General features: G+C 43.5%; 18 protein-coding genes. 6 read left to right on the top strand and 12 right to left on the bottom strand.

What is annotated here, in order from left to right; genetic code table 11:
- Positions 1-346: 346 nt before the first annotated feature.
- The 3 genes from QQ041_RS16795 to QQ041_RS16785 form a co-directional block, all read right to left on the bottom strand.
- Positions 347-1,273 (bottom strand): LysR family transcriptional regulator, encoded by a 927-nt coding sequence (locus QQ041_RS16795; protein ID WP_285954528.1) that lies wholly within the window; start codon positions 1,271-1,273, stop codon positions 347-349.
- A 140-nt stretch (positions 1,274-1,413) separates the two neighbouring features.
- The gene (locus tag QQ041_RS16790) at positions 1,414-2,121 is read right to left on the bottom strand and encodes a hypothetical protein (protein ID WP_285954527.1); all 708 of its coding nucleotides are present in this window, start codon (positions 2,119-2,121) and stop codon (positions 1,414-1,416) included.
- Between the two features lie 91 nt (positions 2,122-2,212).
- On the bottom strand, positions 2,213-2,974 hold the full coding sequence (locus QQ041_RS16785; RefSeq protein WP_285954526.1) for a hypothetical protein: 762 nt from the start codon (positions 2,972-2,974) through the stop codon (positions 2,213-2,215).
- Between the two features lie 465 nt (positions 2,975-3,439).
- On the opposite strand from QQ041_RS16785, the gene QQ041_RS16780 reads away from it, so the two are divergent.
- Positions 3,440-4,873, top strand: coding sequence for a DUF1214 domain-containing protein (locus tag QQ041_RS16780; protein ID WP_285954525.1), 1,434 nt, complete (start codon positions 3,440-3,442; stop codon positions 4,871-4,873).
- 365 nt (positions 4,874-5,238) lie between these two features.
- Here the strand turns inward: QQ041_RS16780 and QQ041_RS16775 are convergent, their stop codons facing one another.
- The 4 genes from QQ041_RS16775 to QQ041_RS16760 all read right to left on the bottom strand — a co-directional run bounded on the left by QQ041_RS16775 (position 5,239) and on the right by QQ041_RS16760 (position 10,533).
- Positions 5,239-5,682: an acyltransferase family protein gene (locus tag QQ041_RS16775; RefSeq protein WP_285954524.1), complete on the bottom strand. Its 444-nt coding sequence runs from the start codon at positions 5,680-5,682 to the stop codon at positions 5,239-5,241.
- Positions 5,683-5,839: 157 nt separating this feature from the next.
- Positions 5,840-8,719 (bottom strand): aminomethyl-transferring glycine dehydrogenase, encoded by a 2,880-nt coding sequence (gcvP, locus tag QQ041_RS16770; protein ID WP_285954523.1) that lies wholly within the window; start codon positions 8,717-8,719, stop codon positions 5,840-5,842.
- Between the two features lie 89 nt (positions 8,720-8,808).
- Positions 8,809-9,189, bottom strand: coding sequence for a glycine cleavage system protein GcvH (gcvH, locus tag QQ041_RS16765; RefSeq protein ID WP_017105929.1), 381 nt, complete (start codon positions 9,187-9,189; stop codon positions 8,809-8,811).
- 51 nt (positions 9,190-9,240) lie between these two features.
- The gene (locus QQ041_RS16760; RefSeq protein WP_054546921.1) at positions 9,241-10,533 is read right to left on the bottom strand and encodes a serine hydroxymethyltransferase; all 1,293 of its coding nucleotides are present in this window, start codon (positions 10,531-10,533) and stop codon (positions 9,241-9,243) included.
- A gap of 440 nt (positions 10,534-10,973) precedes the next feature.
- On the opposite strand from QQ041_RS16760, the gene QQ041_RS16755 reads away from it, so the two are divergent.
- The 3 genes from QQ041_RS16755 to QQ041_RS16745 all read left to right on the top strand — a co-directional run bounded on the left by QQ041_RS16755 (position 10,974) and on the right by QQ041_RS16745 (position 14,502).
- Complete coding sequence (locus tag QQ041_RS16755) at positions 10,974-11,597, top strand: helix-turn-helix domain-containing protein (RefSeq protein WP_017105927.1); 624 nt, start codon at positions 10,974-10,976, stop codon at positions 11,595-11,597.
- Between the two features lie 447 nt (positions 11,598-12,044).
- Positions 12,045-13,178 carry a glycine cleavage system aminomethyltransferase GcvT gene (gene gcvT / locus QQ041_RS16750; protein WP_029225803.1) on the top strand — a complete coding sequence of 378 codons (1,134 nt, stop codon included), beginning with the start codon at positions 12,045-12,047 and terminating at the stop codon, positions 13,176-13,178.
- A gap of 262 nt (positions 13,179-13,440) precedes the next feature.
- Positions 13,441-14,502: a trypsin-like serine protease gene (locus tag QQ041_RS16745; protein WP_285954522.1), complete on the top strand. Its 1,062-nt coding sequence runs from the start codon at positions 13,441-13,443 to the stop codon at positions 14,500-14,502.
- 133 nt (positions 14,503-14,635) lie between these two features.
- Here QQ041_RS16745 and QQ041_RS16740 read toward each other — a convergent pair whose 3' ends face one another.
- A complete protein-coding gene (locus tag QQ041_RS16740; protein WP_146491629.1) occupies positions 14,636-14,962 on the bottom strand; it encodes a hypothetical protein in 327 nt (108 codons plus the stop codon).
- 201 nt (positions 14,963-15,163) lie between these two features.
- Between QQ041_RS16740 and QQ041_RS16735 the strand changes: the two genes are divergently transcribed.
- The gene (locus tag QQ041_RS16735; RefSeq protein ID WP_285954521.1) at positions 15,164-15,481 is read left to right on the top strand and encodes a helix-turn-helix transcriptional regulator; all 318 of its coding nucleotides are present in this window, start codon (positions 15,164-15,166) and stop codon (positions 15,479-15,481) included.
- 92 nt (positions 15,482-15,573) lie between these two features.
- Here QQ041_RS16735 and arfB read toward each other — a convergent pair whose 3' ends face one another.
- Positions 15,574-15,984 carry an alternative ribosome rescue aminoacyl-tRNA hydrolase ArfB gene (arfB, locus tag QQ041_RS16730; RefSeq protein WP_004730912.1) on the bottom strand — a complete coding sequence of 137 codons (411 nt, stop codon included), beginning with the start codon at positions 15,982-15,984 and terminating at the stop codon, positions 15,574-15,576.
- A gap of 87 nt (positions 15,985-16,071) precedes the next feature.
- On the opposite strand from arfB, the gene QQ041_RS16725 reads away from it, so the two are divergent.
- Positions 16,072-16,677: a beta-phosphoglucomutase family hydrolase gene (locus QQ041_RS16725; protein ID WP_285954668.1), complete on the top strand. Its 606-nt coding sequence runs from the start codon at positions 16,072-16,074 to the stop codon at positions 16,675-16,677.
- Between the two features lie 90 nt (positions 16,678-16,767).
- Here QQ041_RS16725 and QQ041_RS16720 read toward each other — a convergent pair whose 3' ends face one another.
- The 3 genes from QQ041_RS16720 to QQ041_RS16710 all read right to left on the bottom strand — a co-directional run bounded on the left by QQ041_RS16720 (position 16,768) and on the right by QQ041_RS16710 (position 22,255).
- Positions 16,768-18,672: a diguanylate cyclase gene (locus QQ041_RS16720; protein ID WP_285954520.1), complete on the bottom strand. Its 1,905-nt coding sequence runs from the start codon at positions 18,670-18,672 to the stop codon at positions 16,768-16,770.
- A gap of 236 nt (positions 18,673-18,908) precedes the next feature.
- Positions 18,909-20,657 carry a formate--tetrahydrofolate ligase gene (locus QQ041_RS16715; protein WP_285954519.1) on the bottom strand — a complete coding sequence of 583 codons (1,749 nt, stop codon included), beginning with the start codon at positions 20,655-20,657 and terminating at the stop codon, positions 18,909-18,911.
- A gap of 293 nt (positions 20,658-20,950) precedes the next feature.
- A complete protein-coding gene (locus tag QQ041_RS16710; protein WP_146491626.1) occupies positions 20,951-22,255 on the bottom strand; it encodes an inosine/guanosine kinase in 1,305 nt (434 codons plus the stop codon).
- Positions 22,256-22,270 lie beyond the last annotated feature (15 nt).

Raw genomic sequence — 22,270 nt, 5'->3', positions numbered from 1 at the left:
GCCATACTCAAACCAATATGTGTATTGCGGACCAGATTGAAGGATCTTAGCCTATCAGCTTAAAATAATTGACTATCCAACAAAAAAAGCGAACCAAATGGTTCGCTTTTGTTTATCTAAAATCGACAAAATTTGCCGTAGATAGAGGGCTCACCAATTGGTGTGCTAGTGCCAACTCTAGGTTTGGTCATATTTTCTATCGAGGTGAATCTAACGCTTGATGACAAGTTAGGTTACATAAGAGTATCAGTAGCAGTGACTATTTACACCGCGTTGTTGTCAGTCGACGTTTCCATTGTTCATTAGAATTATTCATCCTGCTGGGTTAGGTTGTTTATATAAACACTTAGCTCAATGCTTTAATGGTGTCAAAAACGAGTTCCTTTAGCCAAGTCAGGTAAGGTGAATGCCGAGAGCGGTGAGCGTAAAAGCCACCAATGGAGAAATCTGGCCCTTCTTCAAAGTGCGCGATATCAAGCAGAACCATATCATCGGGGATAGAGTGTCTGACAATATGACTGACTGGGAAAAGGCAATGGTGATCGGTAACAGCTTGATAGCAAAGGTCTATTTTATCTGTTCTCAGCAAAACCTTTGGTTCAATGTTTCTTGCTCTCAGATAGGTTTCTGCAAATGTATCGCTTTTATGGTAATCAGGCATAAGCATCAGCGCTAGTGGCATACTTCCAACATCTTCAGGAGTGATGCTCCCTTTTAGACTCATAGGGTGATGCGCTGAGCAGCAAAGCATAAATTTGGCGGCGGTCACGTGTTGCTGAATGATTTCTTTGGTGATGTTAAGGGGCATAAAGTTGATCCCCAAGTCCACTTGGTTTGTTTTGATTTTCAGCTCAGTATCGTGAGACCAGTTTTGAATGTTTATTGTTGCATTAGGGGCCGCTTGAGTCAGAGTTCTTAATAAGAGACTCATGACGGGATAGCAGAGTACGGTGTTGATGTGGATACTGATCTCACCGGTGTACTCTTGTGGATTAAAGCTATTGCCCTGTTCAAAGATTGCTTCGAGTCTTGCAAGAACATCCGGTAACTGTAAGAGCAATTCTTCGCACTTTGGGGTTGGCTCTAAGCCATGCTTTTGCCTTAAGAACAGCTGGTCATTAAACTGTTCTCTCAGTTTTCTTAGCGACTTACTGACCGCAGGTTGACTGATAAAAAGTCGTTCACCAGTTCGTTTGGTATTCTTCTCTTCTCCAAGTATTTTCAGTAACTTTAGAGAGTTGAAATCGAGCCGTAACATCTCAGACTCTTTCATAGGCAATCCTTGCTTCATGACAATTTAGTCAGATTATCATGAAGTTAATGGTATTGCACAAGGTCTAATCACTATATGTAGGCATGGGGAGTATGTCTTCATCGTCCTCATTGTATTCGAGAACAATCTAGATGTGCGAACTAATTAAATTCGTATCGATAGTTAATTGCTAGGACATCCCTCGAGCCGTATTGAGAGCTATCGCTGAAGATTGCATAGCTATTGATGGACTGGTTTTTGTCGATTCGGTAGCTGGCTCCACCGCCTAGATACGCATTATTGGTATTATTGCTGCCGAGACTTCCTCCGCCACCTAGCATTAGGGTCACTCGATCATTTATCGGTTTTAATGCGAGCATTCCCAAATACCCGCCGTGACTTTCGATTGGCATCAATACTGAGCCGTCTTGCATGCTTTGATGAATCGGTACTGTCACATGACCTTCAGTGTAGTTATAACCAAAGGCAGGGAAAAGCTGCCAGTCCCAGGGGGTCACACCAAACACACTCAATGGGACAAATGTTCCCAAGTTGTAACTGGTACTTTCGCCATCATTTTCATATTGATTTCTTTTGAAATTGAAGTTGACGATCCCTTTGTTAAATAGCCAAGAACCCCCAATACGCCACTCACTACCATCTGAATTGATATTGCCACTGACCATTCTTGCTTCATCAAGCCCTAATGAACCATTGAGTGTCAATTCACCGTTGTATCCACCGCCTAGTCGAGTCACTATTTTGGTGGGATCTTCTTGGTTTTTTTCCTCATCGATTAACTCATAGGCCGTAACTTGGAATGCAATAAGCGATAATAGATAAAGTGTTAGTGTATTTTTAGACAACATATTTAACTTCCGAACTATTTGATAATAAATTGCTCATTGATAGGTATTGTCCTTTTTGTTTTCTTGCCCTCCTTGGCGAAGTTTTTTTATTTTAAAACTGATAGTTGTATTCTACTCTGAAGTCAGTGCCTTTTAAGGCTTCCCCAAAGTTCCAGAATGCTCTGATATTACTTTGAGTATTTATTTGATAGCTTGCTGCAATTTCATGTTGCCAACCATATAGATTGGTAAAAGTCTCCAACCCACCGAGCTGTGTGGTGTACATTGGGTTGTAGTTCAACCAAATTTGATCATTTAGCTCAATTTTTGAATAGACGCCGAGCAATCCAAAGCTTGATGGGATGGCGTATCCAATGGAGCCGATTGCCTTGTCCTCGTCATCAACCAATAGTGCTGAATCAACATCCGCTACATTCACCCCAATGCCTGCTAAAGGGTAAAGCTGTACAGGTCCAAATGCTGGAAGTGCTTGAATTAGCGAGTAAGAAGCGGAACCTAGCTTTTGATTAAAGTCCCAGTTGATATCAATTTGCGAACCAAGGCCGCTTTGCGTATCAACCGTAAAGTGTCGATAACGAAGAGAATCAAAACTGTCGTTCCCTTTTAAGCTCAAGGTATCAGCGGCGAAGCCCTTTGCTTCAAGTACATGCATTGCCATGGTTGAGTCGTCATTGGTGTCGTAGGCTTGACCAAATTTGAAATTAAGACCTTTATTGGTTGCGCCGATCCCTGCTTGTGAATAGACGGCGAGTGGATCGGACATATCTTGATATTCTTCGGCCACTGCAGGGTTAAATGCAATCGAAAGAAGGGATGCAATGGTTGCTACTTTAATAGAATGTGTTGATTTCATAATAACTCTTATTTTATCTATCCCTCCGTGGTAATGATTTGAGCCTGTTTCCAATGAGACCCTGTAATTAATGGCAAAGACGATATAAAGCTATTCGTCTTTGCGATGTTTAAATAATAATTGGAGATGAAATCATGGAGAAATGAGAAGGAAGACTTCAAGTTATTACCGCAAGTTATACCTATCCTCTATTTAATGGACAGGAAACGTAGGGAAATTGAATAAGTGATATGAGTTTTGGTTATTCCTTAATGTAGTTTTCGTAATTTCTTTTTAAGTAAACCCAATATTACTATTTAAGCGAATCGATGAGGGGGAGCACTCATCTACGTTTTGGTAGAAATACTGACTATGGATTGTCCAGTTTTCTCTTTTGAGTAAGCGTGCACATAAAGCCGTAGAGTAATGGTCGCTCTGGTGATTTTGTTGCGCTGTACTGAATCAATTCCATCAGTGAGCATTTATATGAAAAAAACGATGATTTCCTTAGCACTTTCCACCATAGCTTTTAATTCTTTTGCGGTTGATATTCCATCTGGTTATCCGATGTTGAAAAGTGAAGAGGTCTATCAACAGATGGATCTAGAAAACTTAACAAGTGCTTTTGTGGATTTGCAACCTGAAGCGGCGTTTATGTCCCTTTACCAGTCATATATTGATGCAGGGTCAACAGAGCAGAATATTGGCATTATGGAAACATCCGTAGACCCGAGACAAATCGTTCTCACCGCAAACTCGGAAACGGTGTATGCCGTTCACCCGGTTAACTTGCAAGCACAAGGTGGCGCAGTTGTATTAGAAGTCCCTTCCGGTGTAATGGGAATGGCCAATGGCCCAGGGTGGACGTCATTTGCAGATTTTGGTTTGACGGGACCTGATCGTGGAAAAGGTGGGATCTACTTACTTACTGCGCCCCAATGGCAGGGGGAAATACCAGAAGGTATGCTCCATGCACCTTCTCCAACCAATACCATTGTCTGGCTAATTAGAGCTTTCCAAGGTGAAGATGGTATGCGAGGTGCAGTCAACACGCTCAGAGAAGGTATAAAAACGTACTCCCTCAGCGATATAAATGAGCCGCCAAAAACGACCTTTTATAATACCTCAGAGCCGGTATATCAAGATGGTGGTTATCAAGATATGCTTTTTCATAAGCAGGATATTCCAGAGCTAATTAAGCAATACTATTCGCTCAATGGCTACGATGCAGAGAAGCACTACTATAATACTGCGCACCTCTACCATGCGGGATTCTTTGATGGTTCGGTAGATCCTGAATTGGCAAAACAGGCAAAAGACTTAGCATGGGAGCGCGTACTCACCTTAACTTTTGCGAATCGTGAAGACGATGCCTATAAGTGGGACCGAGAAGTGAGCCATTGGGTTTTGCCTAATACCACCGCTGATGAAAACTGGACACACCGTAGTTTTGATATGGTAGATCCTGTTGCTCAAGTCGTGTGGGCTCACCAAGCGACCTTTACCGCAGCGGCAATGACAAGGCCTCCTAAGGGCACAGGCGCGGTATACGTATCGACTTATGTGGACAGTAAAGGAAACTATTTAGATGGCTCACACTGCTATCAGTTGAACATTCCTGCTGAGGTTCCATACAGTAACTTCTGGTCTTTGGTTACATACAATGCCCCTAAGCGCTCAATGATCCAAAATGATCACTTTTCTTGGGGGATCAACAGCTACCAAGAAGGGTTACAACAGAATACTGATGGGTCTTACAGTATCTTCTGGGGACCAAATGTTGAAAACAATGAGAACTCTATTCAAACCAATACTGACGAGGGATTTTTCCCATACTTTAGAATTTATGGTCCTACCGATACTTGGTATGACAATAGTTGGGTAATGCCAAACATAGAGCGGGTAAGTTGCGCTCTATAAAGAGTTAACTGGTTTAACTACAGAGGTTACACAAATCACGTTAATTATTAATCACTTCTCGTAAAAGGGAGTAGGCTAGGCATATAATCCAAATCAACCAAGGTTGTATGTGTACTTAAAGGTTACCGCGTTATGGATGACAATGTTCTACGAAAAGTAGATTTCAATTTACTTAAGCTCTTTAAAATTTTGGGTGAAGAGCTTAATACTTCTACGACATGAGTTATCGGTTAAGAAGAAAGAATTTCTTGATAGGTACAGTCTACGTGAAGGTCATTGAGCACGTAGCCCGCTAACGCTTCGTTGGTTGTGTCTTCGTCGCCGAGATGACAAAGACACATATTAAGGCTTAATTAGAAGATACGTTATAGTACGGGTGTTTTGCAGATAAGATGGCCAATCAGAAAAGAGCCGATCACCGATGGGATCGCAATGACCACAAAGTTGATTAAGGGAATTTGGGTCATAAAGGGCCGATAAAACTCTGCGGCAAAACTCATAGGAACATTCTGCACCACGTAAGCAGCAAAAGCAGTTCGGGTAAGCATTGAGCTCCATTTCCCCTTGTTATTGAAAAGCATTTTAAAGCTATACAGCAGAAACATCGACATTCCAATTACGGTAAATCCACGAGTTACCATCTCATCATTCAGGCCATAGTCTGAAGCTATCGGAGAGATGAATGCTCCCGCTACAATCCACATCAGGAACCCAGAGAAGGCGTGCTTCAACTCCAGCTTGTCAAGCCATTGGCATTTTCCTCCAAACCTTTCAAATACGTCATGATGTGGCATAAGCGTGATGACCATAACTCAGCCAATCAATGGTTGAGAAATAAACTCTATGATGTCTTATGAGATTGACTTTAAACCAAAATTTTTTGCATGAAGTGAGATTAAAGAAGTAAATGCTTACAAAAAAAGCGAACCAAATGGTTCGCTTTTGTTTATTCAGATTCTACAAAAATTAGTCTTCGTAGTTATCGATGCTTGGGCAAGAACAGATTAGGTTACGGTCGCCGTATACGTTGTCTACACGGTTAACAGTTGGCCAGTACTTCGAGTTCTTCGTTGCTTGCGATGGGAAACAAGCAAGTTCGCGAGAGTAAGGGCGATCCCATTCTGCGCCTGAAAGGTCAACTTGTGTGTGCGGTGCGTTCACTAGAGGGTTGTTATCTAGTGGCCATTCACCCGCTTTCACTGCTGCCATTTCGTGACGGATTGCGATCATCGCTTCACAGAAACGGTCTAGCTCTTCTAAATCTTCAGATTCAGTTGGCTCTACCATTAGTGTGCCCGCTACTGGGAAAGACATAGTAGGTGCGTGGAAACCGAAGTCCATTAGACGCTTAGCAATATCTTCTTCGCTGATGCCTGTGTCTTCTTTAAGTGGACGAATATCGATAATACATTCGTGTGCTACGCGGCCGTTAGTGCCACGGTAAAGAACAGGGTAGTGAGGACGTAGTTTTTCCATCACGTAGTTCGCGTTAAGAATCGCTACTTTCGTTGCGTCTGTTAGGCCAGGTTCGCCCATCATAGCGATGTAAGCCCAAGAGATAGGTAGGATTGAAGCACTACCTAGATCTGCAGCTGATACCGCGTAGTCTGAACCTTGTACACCGTTTTCGATGTGACCTGGTAGGAAAGGTGCTAGGTGCGATTTAACGCCGATAGGACCCATACCCGGACCGCCACCACCGTGTGGGATACAGAATGTTTTGTGTAGGTTCAAGTGAGATACGTCTGAACCGATGAAGCCAGGTGAAGTTAGACCTACTTGAGCGTTCATGTTCGCGCCGTCTAGGTAAACCTGACCGCCCGCTGCGTGTACTTGTTCACACACTTCTTTCACTTGCTCTTCGTATACGCCGTGCGTAGAAGGGTAAGTGATCATGATGCTTGATAGGTTTTCTTTGTGCTTCTCGATTTTCGCTGCTAGGTCTGTCATGTCGATGTTGCCATCTTCATCACACTTAACAACCACTACCTTCATTGAAACCATTGATGCTGTTGCAGGGTTAGTACCGTGCGCAGAGCTTGGAATCAGACAAACGTTACGGTGAGCTTCACCGCGGCTTGCGTGGTAACGTTGAATCGCGATTAGACCTGCGTATTCACCAGATGCACCAGAGTTAGGCTGTAGTGAGAAATCGTCGTAACCGGTGATTTCACATAGCTTCTCTTTAAGATCTTTCGCTAGCGCTGTGTAACCCGCTGCTTGATCAAGAGGTGCGAATGGGTGAATTGAACCAAACTCAGGCCATGTTACTGGGATCATCTCAGCAGCAGCGTTCAGCTTCATCGTACAGCTGCCCAGTGGGATCATGCCGTGCGTTAGTGAGAAGTCTTTGTTCTCAAGCTGTTTTAGGTAACGCATCATTTGCGTTTCGCTGTGGTGCGTGTTGAATACTGGGTGAGTTAGGAACTCTGATTCACGACGGCAGTTTTCTGGAATTGCCGCAAATTCGTTTGATGCAATGTCAGAAGATAGTGCTTGAACGTCTTCTTTCACGTCGAAGATTGCGAACAGTGCGTTCACGTCGTCGATCGTTGTTGTTTCATCTAAGCTGATACCGATCTTACCTTTAAGAAGGCGAAGGTTGATGTCTGCTGCTTGCGCTTTCGCGTACAGTGCATCTGTCTTCTCTTCAGAGTTGATCGTGATGGTATCAAAGAAGCTGTTGTTCGTTAGCTCGTAACCCGATTTAGTCAGGCCAGCCGCTAGAATAGCTGTCATGTGGTGTGTACGACGAGCAATAGTACGTAGGCCTTCTGCACCGTGGTAAACTGCGTAGAAAGACGCCATGTTTGCTAGAAGTGCTTGAGCTGTACAGATGTTCGATGTCGCTTTCTCGCGGCGGATATGTTGCTCACGAGTTTGCATTGCCATACGTAGTGCTTGGTTACCGTGAGTATCGATAGAAACACCGATGACACGACCTGGCATTGTACGCTTATGCTTTTCACGAGTACCCATGAATGCAGCGTGTGGACCGCCGTAACCCATAGGAACGCCGAAACGTTGCGCTGAACCGATTACTACGTCTGCGCCCATTTCGCCAGCAGGCTTAAGTAGAGCAGAAGCAAGTAGGTCAGTAGCAACCGTTACAAGAGTCTTATTTGCTTGAGCTTTCGCAATGATGTCCGTTAGGTCACGAACTTCGCCTGTTGTACCAGGGTATTGAACCAACGCACCAAATACGTCTTGCTCTGGAAGTGTTTCAAGAGCACCAACCATTACTTCAAAACCGATGTACTCAGCACGAGTTTTAACAACTTCTAGTGTTTGAGGGTGAACATCGTCAGCAACGAAGAATACTTTGCTCTTGCTTTTGCCAGCACGCTTACACAGTGTCATAGCTTCGCCAGCCGCTGTCGCTTCATCAAGAAGGGATGCGTTCGCGATTTCCATACCGGTTAGGTCCATTACCATTTGTTGGTAATTGAGTAGAGCTTCAAGGCGACCTTGAGAAATCTCTGGTTGGTATGGTGTGTAAGCTGTGTACCAGCCTGGGTTCTCTAAAACGTTACGTAGAATAACGTTTGGAGTGAATGTGTTGTAGTAGCCTTGGCCAATGAAGGTACGTTTCACTTGGTTTAGGTTAGCGATCTCTTTAAGAGAGGTCAGCATGTCCATTTCGCTCAGTGGCGCAGCAAGTGTCATTGGTTTTTCAAGACGGATTTGTGCAGGAACCGTTTCGTCGATCAGTGCGTCTAAGCTAGTCGCGTTGATCGCTTCAAGCATTTTCTGCTGGTCTGCTTTATTAGGGCCATTATGACGAGCAACAAACTCGTTTTGAGTACCCAGGTCTTTTAGTAATTGGCTTTGAAGTAATTCAGTCATGATATGTTCTACTTTCTCTTTGGAGCCGTGAGCTAGCCCCTAAAATTAAGCTGCTCAAAAGAGCAGCTTTATCGTAATGAGGTTACCTATTAGTCTTCTTCGATAGAGCTTAGGTATTCTTCCGCATCTTTAAGGTTGTCTAGTTCAGACGCATCAGACATCTTCACTTTAACAATCCAACCACCTTCATAAGATTCTTCGTTAATTAACTCAGGGCTATCTTCTAATTCTTCGTTGATTTCTACGATTTCGCCAGAGATTGGTGCGTAGATATCAGAAGCTGCTTTCACTGATTCAACGAGAGAGAAGCTTTCGCCAGCTTCTATTTCGTCTCCAGTGTCAGGCAGGTCAACAAACACAACGTCACCTAGCATCTCTTGAGCGTGCTCAGAAATACCGATAGTCACAGTACCGTCACCGTTGTCTTTTACCCACTCGTGGCTGTCTGCAAACTTTAGTGTATTGTCCATTGCTTATTCTCCAAAAATTTATGAGGTTTTAATTTAAATCTTAAAAACGGTTTAACGGTAAAGAGGGAAGCGTTTGCAAAGCTCTTTAACTTGCTTGCGAACACGTTGCTCAACTTCAGCGTTGCCTTCAGGGCTTTCAACTAAGCCGTCAAGAACATCGCCGATCCATTCACCGATAAGTTTGAATTCTTCAGTGCCAAAACCACGACTGGTTCCAGCTGGCGTACCCAAGCGGATACCAGAAGTAATCATAGGCTTCTCTGTATCGAATGGTATGCCATTTTTGTTACATGTGATCCCTGCACGCTCTAATGCTTCTTCAGTTACGTTACCTTTCAAGCCTTTAGGGCGAAGGTCAACCAGCATTAGGTGCGTGTCTGTTCCGCCAGTCACAATGTCACAACCGCGAGTTTGCAACACTTCAGCAAGAACTTTTGCGTTGTCGATCACTGAATCAATATAAGTATTAAATTCTGGGCCAAGTGCTTCGCCAAACGCCACTGCTTTAGCCGCGATAACGTGCATTAGTGGGCCGCCTTGTAGGCCAGGGAACACTGCAGAGTTGATCTTTTTGTTGATGTCTTCGTGGTTAGTCAGAATCATACCGCCGCGTGGGCCACGAAGTGTTTTGTGCGTTGTTGTTGTAACAACGTGTGCATGTGGTAGTGGGCTAGGGTGAGCACCTGTCGCGATAAGACCCGCGATGTGTGCCATATCAACCATTAGGATTGCGCCAACTTCGTCAGCGATTTCACGGAACTTAGCGAAATCAATAACGCGTGGGATAGCACTACCACCAGCAATAATCATTTTAGGTTGGCTTTCGATAGCTAAAGCGCGGACTGCTTCGTAATCGATTTCAAGAGTGTCGCGGTCTACGCCGTATTGAACCGCGTTGAACCATTTACCAGACATTGCAGGACGTGCACCGTGTGTAAGGTGACCACCAGCATCTAGGGACATACCAAGAATAGTGTCGCCAGGTTGAAGTAGGGCAAGTTTCACTGCGCCGTTGGCTTGAGCGCCAGAGTGTGGCTGTACGTTTACGTATTCGCATTTGAACAGCTGTTTAGCGCGTTCAATCGCGATAGCTTCTACTGTATCTACATGTTCACAACCACCGTAGTAACGGCGGCCTGGGTAGCCTTCAGCGTATTTGTTGGTTAGGCAAGTGCCTTGAGCTTGCATTACTGCTTTAGAAACGATGTTCTCAGAAGCAATAAGTTCGATTTGTTCATTTTGACGAGTATTCTCTGCTTGGATGCCAGCAAATACTGCATCGTCAGTACCAGATAGGTTCGTAGTGAAAAAACTGTCTAAGCTATGGTTTTGGTAAGCGTTCATTGTCGAGACCTTTCATTAAGCTAATGGTGATTGTTTTTATAGTCCATTAGGTCTTACGTTGATTTCTGCATCGGTATCGTTTGCGCCATATAGGTACAGACAAACGGTAATTGCGTTTTAAATGTACTCTTACAGCGTCTAAGCGATCGTTGTAGGGTCAATGCAGCACGAATTGGTTCCCAAAAGTTCGGGTAAAAAACAGCTCTCACAAATGTTAAAACTATCATTTGGTACAAGCTGAAGTAGCATCTCTTCATCTAACAAGTCGATAACATAGCTCCGATAAAATCAATTTTCAACAAAAATTTCCAATAGGAAACAACTTTTCTCGTTTTGCTACAGGGAGCACGCTTTATTTCTGTGTGTGCTCTTTAATCAACAAAGCGCTTCATGCAACAATGAAATGAATAGACAGGAAGTAAGAAAATAATGAGGGACCTATGTCAGAAGACATTTATGATGAGTACCCATCTTTAACGTTGGCGAAAGAAACGTTAGACCAGAATATAGAACCACTCAGGCTTGGGCAGCGTATTAAAGATATCCGTGGCAAGCTTGGGATCACGCTAGAAGAAGCAAGCCAAAGAACGGGCTTGGCGCGTTCTACGCTCAGCAAAATCGAGAATGAACAAATCTCGCCAACCTTTCAGGCTATGCAAAAATTAGCGATGGGTTTGCAAATTGATATGCCGCAACTCTTTGAGCCGCCAAGGAAAAAAGTTGCAACAGGACGTCGTGACTTAACTAAAGCAGGTCAGGGGAAACCTCACCCGACACCGACTTATGAGCATGAACTGCTTGCGACAGAGCTCTCTAACAAGAAGATGATGCCATTCAAAAGCCGCGTAAGAGCGCGTACTTTCGAAGAATATAATGATTGGGTTCGTCACGATGGTGAAGAGTTCTTAATGATTATCTCCGGTGATGTGATGTTCTACTCAGAATTCTACGAACCTGTGCCTATGAGCGAAGGCGACAGCATGTATTACGATGCCAATATGGGCCACATGCTGATTTCTACTAGTGCAGAAGATGCGCTGATTTTGTGGGTGACTGCAAAATAAGTTAACAAAGTTAGAATTTCTTATAGTGAATGCAAACGTTTGCCTTTGTTTCTAACGTTTGCCAAATGACGCGATATTGATGTGAAAATCATCAATGTCGCGTTTTTGTATGGATCGAATAATTGTTTTTAAATTGTTAAATGTCACATTTTGAGCTGTTTTAATCTTGTTAAGGGTGTAAAACTGACTCAGGCTTGTTTACTATAGTGAACACGGTTTACTCATGTTGATTGAAGTTTACTGAAGTGAATTCTTAGAAAGTGAGTTGTAGAGCTTTTGTACAGCTATCTATTTTTATAACGCTAACTATATAAGCCTATATAAAAGACATCACTTTTTACTATCTACTGTTTCTAATGCTGAGACCTAGCGTTAGAAGCGACTCTAAATAGAGATATAAGCGGCAGATTCGATTTGGAAAGCCTGCAACGCTTCATGGAGAATAAAATGACTCAAGAACACGCTAATCAAGACCTATTAACAACACCACTGCACGCACTTCACGTTGAAGAAGGTGCAAAGATGGTTCCTTTCGCTGGCTACGACATGCCAGTTCAGTACCCACTAGGTGTAAAGAAAGAGCACTTACACACTCGTGATGCTGCCGGTCTTTTTGATGTTTCTCACATGGGGCAACTTCGTCTACATGGTGCAAATGCAGCTGCTGTCCTAGAATCTTTGGTTCCTGTAGATATTATCGACCTTCCTTCTGGTAAGCAGCGTTACGCGTTCTTTACTAATGAGCAGGGCGGCATCATGGATGACCTGATGGTTGCTAACCTTGGCGATCACCTGTTTGTTGTTGTGAACGCAGCTTGTAAGACACAAGATATCGATCACCTAACGGCACATCTTCCTGCAGATGTAGAAATGGAAGTGATTGATGACCGCGCTCTACTCGCACTTCAAGGGCCTAAAGCATCTGAAGTTCTAGCTCGTTTCCAACCAAGCGTTGCTGACATGCTGTTCATGGACGTCCAAAAAGTGGATATCGACGGCGTTGAATGCATCGTGAGCCGCAGTGGTTACACGGGTGAAGATGGCTACGAGATCTCAGTACCGAACGATCACGCTGAAGCACTAGCACGTAAACTAACTGCAGAAGCTGAAGTAGAGTGGATTGGTCTTGGTGCTCGTGATTCACTTCGTCTTGAGTGTGGTCTATGTCTATACGGTCACGACCTAGACACAACGACAACACCAGTAGAAGCTAGCCTTCTATGGGGCATTCAAAAAGTGCGTCGTACTGACGGTGAACGTGCAGGCGGTTTCCCTGGCGCTGATATCATCCTTGAGCAAATCGCAACGAAAGATGTTCAACGTAAACGTGTTGGTCTTGTTGGTCAAACTAAAGCACCAGTACGTGAAGGTGCTGAATTGTTCGATGCTGAAGACAACAAGATTGGTGTTGTAACGAGCGGTACTGCGGGTCCTAACGCCGGCAAGCCTGTTTCTATGGCGTACGTTCGTACAGACTTAGCAGCAATTGGCACTGAAGTCTTCGCTGACGTTCGTGGCAAGAAGCTACCAATGACGGTAGAAAAAATGCCATTCGTACCTCAACGTTACTACCGTGGCTAATCTCTTTTAAGATAAACCACTAAGCTAACTTAAAGCCTATCGTTCACTTCTCTGTATTGAGATGTCAAACGTTAGGCTTTTTTGTTGTTGGAATAGTATAACCTTCTGTATTACAACTCAGTTCGGTTACTCAAAATTAGTTTATAAAATGAGAGATGTGGCCATATCGTTACAAATACTTACTATACTGTTGGTTGTGACGTGTTATGGTGGCAATTCATCATTTCTGTAAATAAGTAGTAGGGGTTACAAGGAGTTATCTATGAATGTTAACCATAAATTGAGTCCGGTTCGTAAGGCCGTTGTTGGACTTTTAGCGCCATTGATTTACACATCAAGTGTTATGGCAACGGAAAACTCGGTCGAAAGTACTCCTGACGCGAGCGTAACACCTTATATCGTGAATGGTAGTGACGCTTCAGTGACTGAATTTCCTTCAATGGCGAGCTTGTTCATTGATCGTATTGATTACGATGGTGTTTACTCTACAGGCCCTTATTGTGGCGCGACAATTTTAAACCCGACTCATATTCTGACGGCAGCACACTGTATTTACGGCAATGAAGAAGGGCAGCTATTTACTACTGTGGTTCCACAGCTCGAAGATACGTCTCAATTTCCTAATGGTAATGTTCAAAAATCGCGTGTATCCGAAGTTTACTATCGCAGCGACTACTCAAATGCGTTGAGTGATCTACTACGTAACGATGTGGCTGTCCTAAAGCTTGAAAGTGCACTTAATATTGATTCAGTGAACGATGTTGTTAAGCGCCCAAGCTCCGACGGTTACCGTAGTTCTTTGGAGATGTTTACCGCTGTTGGTCATGGCGATACACGTTCAGGGTATGACGCTACTACCTTATTGCAAAAAGCATCTCTTAATTACGTAGACAACGCGACTTGTGCAAATGCCTTTATTGATGGTTCGGTATTAACGGATAATCAAATTTGTTTTAATGGTGACTACAGCGTATTTACTGGTCTTTATAATGGTACTTGTCAAGGTGACTCTGGTGGTCCAGTCTATTGGAAAGATGGTGCTGACTATCGACAGGTTGGTATCACGAGCTTTGGCCCGGACACATGTGGTGGTAATTCTGCGGTGACCTCTGTATTTACAGAAATCTATGATTATAGAGATTGGATCGATAGCGTTATTGCAGGGAATGAAACCGCTAAGTTTGTTTCTACTGATGCTAAGCGAACAGCTTATGTGAATGCACGTACATCATCTGGCTCTGGTAGCAGCGGGGGGAGTGTGACGTTTGGCTTACTAGGCGCATTGATGTTACTAGGTGGGTTTAGAAGAGCTACCTCTCGTTAGATAGATTCCTCATGTTAGTTAAACAAACAGCCAGTCATTCAATAATGATTGGCTGTTTTGTTTTGTTTTGTTTTGGTCTGGTCTGTTTGTTTAAGCCGTTGAGAGTTTTGCGCTACTCGTTGATACTAATTGATTAGACGCATAATTCAGTAGATGCTTTTCTACTGTATCTTTCGATAATCTCATCCATCTCTTTTATCGCATCATTGATGCTTTTGATACCACCTTGCGCGACACCTTTTTCGCTTGGGTTCAATGCAGAAAAAGCTCGTTTTAATTCTTTATCTTCCAACATGTTCCCGTGCAACAACACTTCTTTATAGGTGAGTAGCCTATGCTGTACCGCGATAATTTGACTGCGGGTATTCTCTGATTCTAAAGCGTGCTTTATGCAAGGAAATGCCAATGTATAACGATTCGCAATTTCCAATTTGACGTCTTTGTTATTCGCAATTTGCAATTTTTATTATTTCCCAACACTTGAGTAATCAAGTTTGCTAGCCTGTACGTTCACGACCGCTCTAAGTGTCAAAGTTTATGAAACGTAACGTTTTTTAATGATCGAATAATATGCCTTTAATGGCGTATGTAAACCGTTGCGAGTCAATATGGTCTGCTTCTTGCTGAAATTAGGTCATAACTGTCTATTGAGGATAAGCTTATGTCACAAGAACCCATAATAATGGCGCTGATTGATCGCAGAAAGCAAGCCAATTTGTCGCAAGAAAAATTAGCCTCAAGTGCGGGAATGAGTTTAAAAACCTATCAAAGGATTGAACGTGGTGAAGCTGACATCAAAATGTCTCAGTATCGTTCTATCACCAGAACCTTAAAAGTGACGGATTTGGATGTCGTGCTTGATATTGTTGGCGCATCACAAGCTACAGCAGAAGATGTTGCAGCGGTCAGTCGTTTACTGACCAGCGAAGAGAGAATGTTGTTGATCAAACTGATTTTGTCGGTCAAAAAACAGCCGTAGCGATTTGGTCTAATAGGTATCGTTTTTGCTCAAGCAAATAGAGTTAGAACGGTTGTTTGGTAGGTGGTGTGTTCACTGATGACATGAAACTATTATTCTACTCTTCCGCGCAGTTGCTTGGTGGTACTTCTTTGCTTTTTACCTTCTAAACGTCTTTTCTGAGAGCCACGCGTCGGCTTAGTTGCTCGTCTTACTTTTTGAACCTTTGTCGCTTCCAGGATCAGTTCTTTCAAACGCACCAAAGCATCATCACGGTTTTGTTCTTGAGTTCTATACTGCTGCGCCTTAATGATAATCACACCATCTTTAGTAATGCGGCTATCTTTGTGTGCGAGGAGCTTTTCTTTATAGAAATCAGGTAGGGTGGAGTGCTTGATGTCAAAACGTAAATGTATCGCGCTCGATACTTTATTGACGTTTTGGCCGCCGGCTCCTTGTGCTCTGATCGCAGTTAGCTGAAGTTCCCAGTCTTGAATCGAAACAGAGTTAGATATTTGTAACATAAACATCCATTTTGAACGGTAATATGGGGTCATGATACTGAATATTGGTTATGGTATCAGTAATTTTCTTAAAGAGTGGTAGTAGTGATGAAAATAGATTTAACGGCGTATGAAGGATTAATCTTTGATATGGACGGTACGTTGATCGATACAATGCCAGCACATGTCAAAGCATGGCAGCAGACGGCAGAAGAGTTCGGCTTTCACTTCGAAGCATCTTGGCTGCACAGCTTAGGTGGAATGCCGAGTTATAAGATAGCCGATGAGGTGAACAGTAAATACGGCTTATCGCTCGATCCACAAGCTGTTTCAGCGTTTAAGATGGCATCATTTGCCGCTATTGAAGATAAAGGCGATATCATCCCGTGTACTCATTCTCTACTGTTAGAAAATCTAGGAAGTAAGAAGATAGCTGTCGGGACAGGCAGTCAGCGTATAAGTGCAGAACAGCTATTAGATAAAACGGATATCTTGAGCAAGCTGGATATCTTAGTGACAGCAACAGATGTGAAGAATCATAAGCCAAATCCAGATACCTTCTTGGACGCTTGTTTCGGTATGGGATTACAACCCAAGCAATGTGTTGTATTTGAAGATACCAATCTTGGTAAGCAGGCTGCTCATGCTGCGAACATGGATTGTATTCTGGTGGTCGAAGGGAATAAGTTGGAGTTCTATCCTGCACCAAGCTGATTGCTAAATTGTGATGTTACTGAATGATAAGGCTGCTAAGTCAATGGCTGTTGGCCCGATTAAAGCCTAGCGGGACGATATAGATTTTTGCTAGGCGATTTCGCTCATTTCTTTGTCTAGAAATAAACACACTTTGTTTCGACCTGCCGCTTTGGCCTCATATAACGCTAAATCGGCGCACTTGTAATTAAGTGCTGGATCATTTGTTACGTTAGTAATCCCACCGCTCACGGTGACCACGTTGTCGAGTTCAAGGCTGACAGCGACTCTCAGCCTATTTAGAACGTATTCTGCTTCTTCAGTTGTTGTGTGAGGTAGAATTACGCCAAACTCTTCGCCACCAATGCGAGCGACGAAATCAGTTTCACGGCATTCACGTTGAAGTACTTGAGCAACTGTTTGAATGACTCGATCACCATAATCATGCCCAAACCTGTCGTTTATGCGTTTGAAGTAGTCAATATCCAAGATGGCTAAACAAGATTGTTCGCGAGTAGGGTAACGATTAACACGAGAACACTCATCTCGAAGTTCAAGGTCAAACTTTCGTCTGTTCCAACACCCAGCTAATGCATCTTTCTCACTTAGGTTTCTAAGTTTGTTTTCAAGTTCTTTGTGTTTACTGATGTCGACAAATGACGCGACATAAAACTGAATTACACCTTTAGAGTCTTTAATGGTTTGGATGCGCAGTATTTCAGTGATCAAAGACCCGTCTTTGCGGCGGTTGACCACTTCACCTTCCCAAACTCCGGTCTTAGTGATAATGCTCCACATTTTGATGTAGAAGTCTTGATTGTAGCGGCCGGAGGCAAACATAGATGGTTGTCGGCCTTTTACATCTTCTAACTCATACCCACTAACACGAGTGAACTCTTGGTTTACTTTGATGATTCGGTTGTTTCTGTCTGTAATGACTAAAGCAGACATACCATTCATGGCGGCCTTTGCGAGTTGGCTATCTATGCTGTTTTTTTTATGGTTTCTGTTCCACAGAACAAAGCCTGCGGAGATCATCGAAATGAGGAAAGATAAGGTGATGATCTGAACGAAAATCGCTTGTTTTTCTTGTCGGTATTGGCTGTTAAATTGCTGGTTTTCAATATGAAGAACCATGTAAATAGGGCCTTCAAACTGCTTTATCTTAGGGCTGATGTCGGAGTGAAAATACCAATTCTTACCATCAAAATAGCTCGATGATGAATTGCCTTGAATATTTTTCCATAGAGCAGGGTATAGCTTTGCGTATGTTTTGTCGGCGCGCGACTCAATCACATGGCCAAATGATTCAGTCGGATCTGGCCCCATAATGACATGCCCGGTTTTGTTGAGAATGACTGGGACTGCTGCTGATGTGCCAATCTGGTAATGTAATCGCTTATAAATCTCAAGCATGTTCAGGTTCGCAATGAAGTAACCAACAATACTGTCGCCTTCAGCTACGGGGGTCATAATTCGAAGTGCAGGAATCAAAGGGCGGACAATTTTGCCGTTTTCGATTTCAAGATCAATGCCTTTAGAGCTGACATCTCCAATCTTTAATTTTTTTAGTGCCTGATAATAATCACGCGAAGATTTATTTTGCAGTTCGTTATCCGGAACTACCGTGGCTTGGCCGTCTTTGTAGTTAACACGGTAGACTTCGTTACCATCTAGATCTAGGTAGCGTAGCTGAGAATAGTATTTTTGGCCACGCGCTAACATGACCCAAAGATCTTGTAGTGTTTCTTTGTGGATGAGTGACGGATCTTGAACTGCACGAAGTAACGTTTGAGAGTCTGCAATAGAAGGGACAGAGTTAGAAATTTGCTCCACGATAACGGCGAGTTCATGAAAGCTGTATTCAATCTGATTTTGGCTCGATTGCTTGATATTTAGCGTATGCTGAGCTTCAACTCTGTCAAATTCAGAATTGATATACAGGGCAGGGACTAATCCTAGAGCGAATATGGTGCATAGAAATTGGCTGACTAGTTTTTTTATACTCGTATTCATCACTGTCCTTAAAGAATCAGCGCAATACTATATATTTTATAGGGTTTTTAATGTGATCTTGCCCCAGAACTTAAGATAAGATGCGCATATAATTACGATTTTAGTGCAACTTTTTGCACTAAAGCTTGATTGTTGAGCAATCACTTCGTATTAAAATCATTGCTCAATTGATCGATACAGTCTGTAATCAGAGCCAGTTAATCGCGATTTTTCGCAGTTTATCTAGCTAAGGGCATCTAGCTCAGGCCGATAATATTTCCATTACTATCAATATCTAATGACATGAAAGCCGGTTTGTCGGGTAGGCCAGGCATGGTCATTACATTTCCGCACAGCGCGTAAATAAAGCCGGCCCCCGCACACAGTTTTAGCTCTCTAACGGGTACGTTAAACTGAGTTGGTGCACCTTTTATATGTGCTTCTGTAGAGATCGATAGAGGCGTTTTTGCCAAACAAACTGAGAGGTCGCTATAGCCGTGTTGATTAAACTCAGCCAGTTGTTTTTTCGCCAGTGGTGATAGCGAGATACTTGCTGCGCCATAACCGACTTCAGCGACAGCCATCAGTTTTTCTTCTATGCTTTGCTCCGAGTTGTATAAAGGCTTAAATTCACTCTCACTTTGGCATGCTTTTACCACGGCATGCGCCAACTGAGTCGCGCCTTCGCCGCCTTGACCAAATGCTTCACTCACTTCAACGCTAACGTTTGAATCAAAGTCAGTGATCATCTGTTTCAATGCTTCTAGTTCTTGAGCTGAATCTTGCGGGAATCGGTTAATCGCAATAACTGTCGGTACTCGGTATTGCTTTACGTTATTGATATGCCATTTCAGGTTCTCAAAACCCGCAATAAGCGCGTCTTGGTCATCACTAAAGATTGAATCTGGTAACGGAGTACCCGGTCTCAAATCGTATAAACCAGAATTGGCTTTTAATCCACGCAATGTTGCGACAACGACAGCACAATCAGGCTTCTTGTTGGATGCTTTTACTTTGATGTTGCATGCTTTCTCAAAACCCATGTCTGAGCCGAAACCACCTTCAGTTACAACAAAGTCACTCAGCTTTAATGCTATCTTGTCGGCAATAATGGAAGAGTTACCGTGGGCGATGTTTGCGAAAGGCCCTGCATGTATGAGGGTCGGTACGCCTTCTAGGGTTTGCATCAATGTAGGCTCGATAGAGTCCTTCATTGTCACTGTCATTGCGCCCGCTACGTTGAAATCATCTGCGGTCAATGGCAAGCCTTGTTTATTGTAAGCAAGTACCACTCGTCCGATACGCTTTCTTAAATCTTGAAGATTATCAGCTAGAGCAAGAATAGCCATCAGCTCTGAAGCGGCTGAGATATCAAATCCATCTTCTCGCTCAAAGCCATTAATTGTTTTGTTTGCTTCGTTCTTGCCAACCGTGATCATGCGCAATGCGCGATCATTATGATCGAGCACACGCCGCCAAACGATTCTACTTGGGTCGATATCTAGTGCTTTTAAGCCTGAGCGCACTTCAAAGGCTTCTAACCCTTCACGCTGTTCATGATACAAACGCGCATCAATGGCAGCAGAAGCGAGGTTGTGAGCGGCCGTCACAGCATGAATGTCACCCGTCAGATGTAGATTTAATTGCTCCATAGGAGCGACTTGAGAGTAACCACCACCCGCAGCGCCACCTTTTACACCAAATACCGGGCCCATTGAAGGTTGGCGAATGCAGGCCATGGAAGATTGGTTAATCTTTGCGAGGCCTTGTGCTAATCCAATAGTGGTGACGGTTTTGCCTTCACCAAGAGGCGTTGGTGTGATAGCCGTTACCACGACCAATTTACCATCTTGTTGGTTGACGAGGCGTTCAAGTGATGTGAGAGACACTTTAGACTTGTATTGCCCTAATGGCTGATGTTCGTTGTGGTGCAGGCCTGCTTGCTTGGCAACCTCACTGATGTTTTTAAGGGGAGTAGAGCGACAAATATCAATATCAGACAGCATATTTGATCCTTATATCAGAACCGAAAGGTGGTACGTAAACGTTTGCGTGGCGATGGTACTGTATAAATTTGCCAAGTAAAGGCAAACCACACGAATTATGTGCTGGAAGATGACAGATCTCAAGAGTCATTGCGCGAGATCAAATCTTAAACGAGCAAAATATTCGAACAGATTACCCTCAGCTGCAGTTATATTAGTGTCGAATACAAAAAGGGCTGCATATGGCAGCCCTTTAGGAAAAGGTAATCAAGTTAGGCGCTAACCTCAATCAGTCAGCAATCCAATATGGTCGATTAACGATCCCAGTATGTTTCTTCTAAGCTATCTTCGCGTTCAGGTAGTGCACGAGAAAGGCGAGGAGAGTGCTGAGTCAATACTTCGTAGCTTACACGGTTTGCGTACTTACAAATTTGAGACAGTGAAGAGTAAGTTAGACAAGCGTGCTCGTGTTTCTCAGAGTTTGGTACATTCACGTGGTGGTAGCTGTTTGCTGCCATGTCGTGTAACAGTGCTGAAAGTGCACCATCACCAGCACCATTTGTGTTCTTAATTTCAAGTGGGCCACCGAGGTAAGGGCCAATATGAGAATACACTTTTACTGGGTCTTTGCAGTCTTGCTTACGCATAGCGCGGCTAAATTCGTATTTATTGAATTCAGGGATATTACCCGGTAACAATGGCAGTGTGGTTTCGCGTTTCGCTGGCTCGTCAGTGTAACCTGCCATGTATAGGCCAATAGGACCTGCAGTACATAGAACTAGGTCAACCCACTCAAGTGCTTTGTTAGCAGCTAGCAGAGGATCTTTTTCGCCTGTTAGCGCTTCACCTTCGTCTTCGTTCATCGCGACGATGGTTACGTTTTCTTTCAGGTATTCTTGCCACCATTCAGCGTTACCTTCGATCACATATTTAGTACCAAGCGTAAGTACAACAGGCACATTGTGTGCTTTCGCATATTCAATCGCTTTTTGTACCGCTTTTGGCATCGGATCTTCAGGTTTGCCACGCATTAAGTATGACGACACAACCAATGCAGAAGCTTTCTCGAACACTTTTTCAGGAATGCTTTCTGGAAGTAGTTGGTTCATGTGGCCTTCATTGATTGCAAACGTACGTTCGCCATCTTCAGAAATCAGCGTGTAGCAGCGACCAATTGGACCATCAACAGTTTGAAGGTGGTTTAGATTCATACGAGAAGAAGTACGGCACAGATAACGGTAGCCGAATGAACCAACTTCAATCTTCTTAGACATAACGCCAAGCAGTACAGATTTGCTGTCTGCAAGTACAGAATAGTTGTGCAGTGTGTTGCCGATAGTATCGCCAGGGTATTGATGCGTGATCAAACCGCGCGCAACTAACTCTTCATACAGCGCATCTGCTTTACTTTCTTCCAATACCAGTGAGTGACCTTTACTCAGCTCGTATTTTTCTAGGAACTCGTTGTCAACACGGGCCTCGATATCAACAATCGTTTGGCCAACACCGACAATCGTTGCGCGGTGAAGCTTAGGTGTTTGTTGAATTTGGTTGACCAACGGATCACGTGCGTGAGTTGGAAAGTAGTGCTTAGATTTACGCTGTCCAGGAAACTTCATATGAAAAATACAGTG

The organism is Vibrio sp. TMPB1044 (assembly GCF_030442075.1).
In the GTDB taxonomy this organism is placed as follows: domain Bacteria; phylum Pseudomonadota; class Gammaproteobacteria; order Enterobacterales; family Vibrionaceae; genus Vibrio; species Vibrio satsumensis.
This window is presented reverse-complemented; position numbering and strand designations above follow the sequence as displayed.

Bases quoted from the DNA above. Each gene is read 5' to 3' on its own strand.
- QQ041_RS16745 (WP_285954522.1), top strand. From the start codon at position 13,441: ATGAATGTTAACCATAAATTGAGTCCGGTTCGTAAGGCCGTTGTTGGA.
- QQ041_RS16715 (WP_285954519.1), bottom strand. From the start codon at position 20,657: ATGCTGTCTGATATTGATATTTGTCGCTCTACTCCCCTTAAAAACATC.
- QQ041_RS16735 (WP_285954521.1), top strand. From the start codon at position 15,164: ATGTCACAAGAACCCATAATAATGGCGCTGATTGATCGCAGAAAGCAA.
- QQ041_RS16790 (WP_285954527.1), bottom strand. From the start codon at position 2,121: ATGTTGTCTAAAAATACACTAACACTTTATCTATTATCGCTTATTGCA.
- QQ041_RS16760 (WP_054546921.1), bottom strand. From the start codon at position 10,533: ATGAACGCTTACCAAAACCATAGCTTAGACAGTTTTTTCACTACGAAC.
- arfB (WP_004730912.1), bottom strand. From the start codon at position 15,984: ATGTTACAAATATCTAACTCTGTTTCGATTCAAGACTGGGAACTTCAG.
- gcvP (WP_285954523.1), bottom strand. From the start codon at position 8,719: ATGACTGAATTACTTCAAAGCCAATTACTAAAAGACCTGGGTACTCAA.
- QQ041_RS16795 (WP_285954528.1), bottom strand. From the start codon at position 1,273: ATGAAAGAGTCTGAGATGTTACGGCTCGATTTCAACTCTCTAAAGTTA.
- gcvT (WP_029225803.1), top strand. From the start codon at position 12,045: ATGACTCAAGAACACGCTAATCAAGACCTATTAACAACACCACTGCAC.
- QQ041_RS16710 (WP_146491626.1), bottom strand. From the start codon at position 22,255: ATGAAGTTTCCTGGACAGCGTAAATCTAAGCACTACTTTCCAACTCAC.
- QQ041_RS16725 (WP_285954668.1), top strand. From the start codon at position 16,072: ATGAAAATAGATTTAACGGCGTATGAAGGATTAATCTTTGATATGGAC.
- QQ041_RS16780 (WP_285954525.1), top strand. From the start codon at position 3,440: ATGAAAAAAACGATGATTTCCTTAGCACTTTCCACCATAGCTTTTAAT.
- QQ041_RS16720 (WP_285954520.1), bottom strand. From the start codon at position 18,672: ATGAATACGAGTATAAAAAAACTAGTCAGCCAATTTCTATGCACCATA.
- gcvH (WP_017105929.1), bottom strand. From the start codon at position 9,189: ATGGACAATACACTAAAGTTTGCAGACAGCCACGAGTGGGTAAAAGAC.
- QQ041_RS16755 (WP_017105927.1), top strand. From the start codon at position 10,974: ATGTCAGAAGACATTTATGATGAGTACCCATCTTTAACGTTGGCGAAA.
- QQ041_RS16775 (WP_285954524.1), bottom strand. From the start codon at position 5,682: ATGGTCATCACGCTTATGCCACATCATGACGTATTTGAAAGGTTTGGA.
- QQ041_RS16785 (WP_285954526.1), bottom strand. From the start codon at position 2,974: ATGAAATCAACACATTCTATTAAAGTAGCAACCATTGCATCCCTTCTT.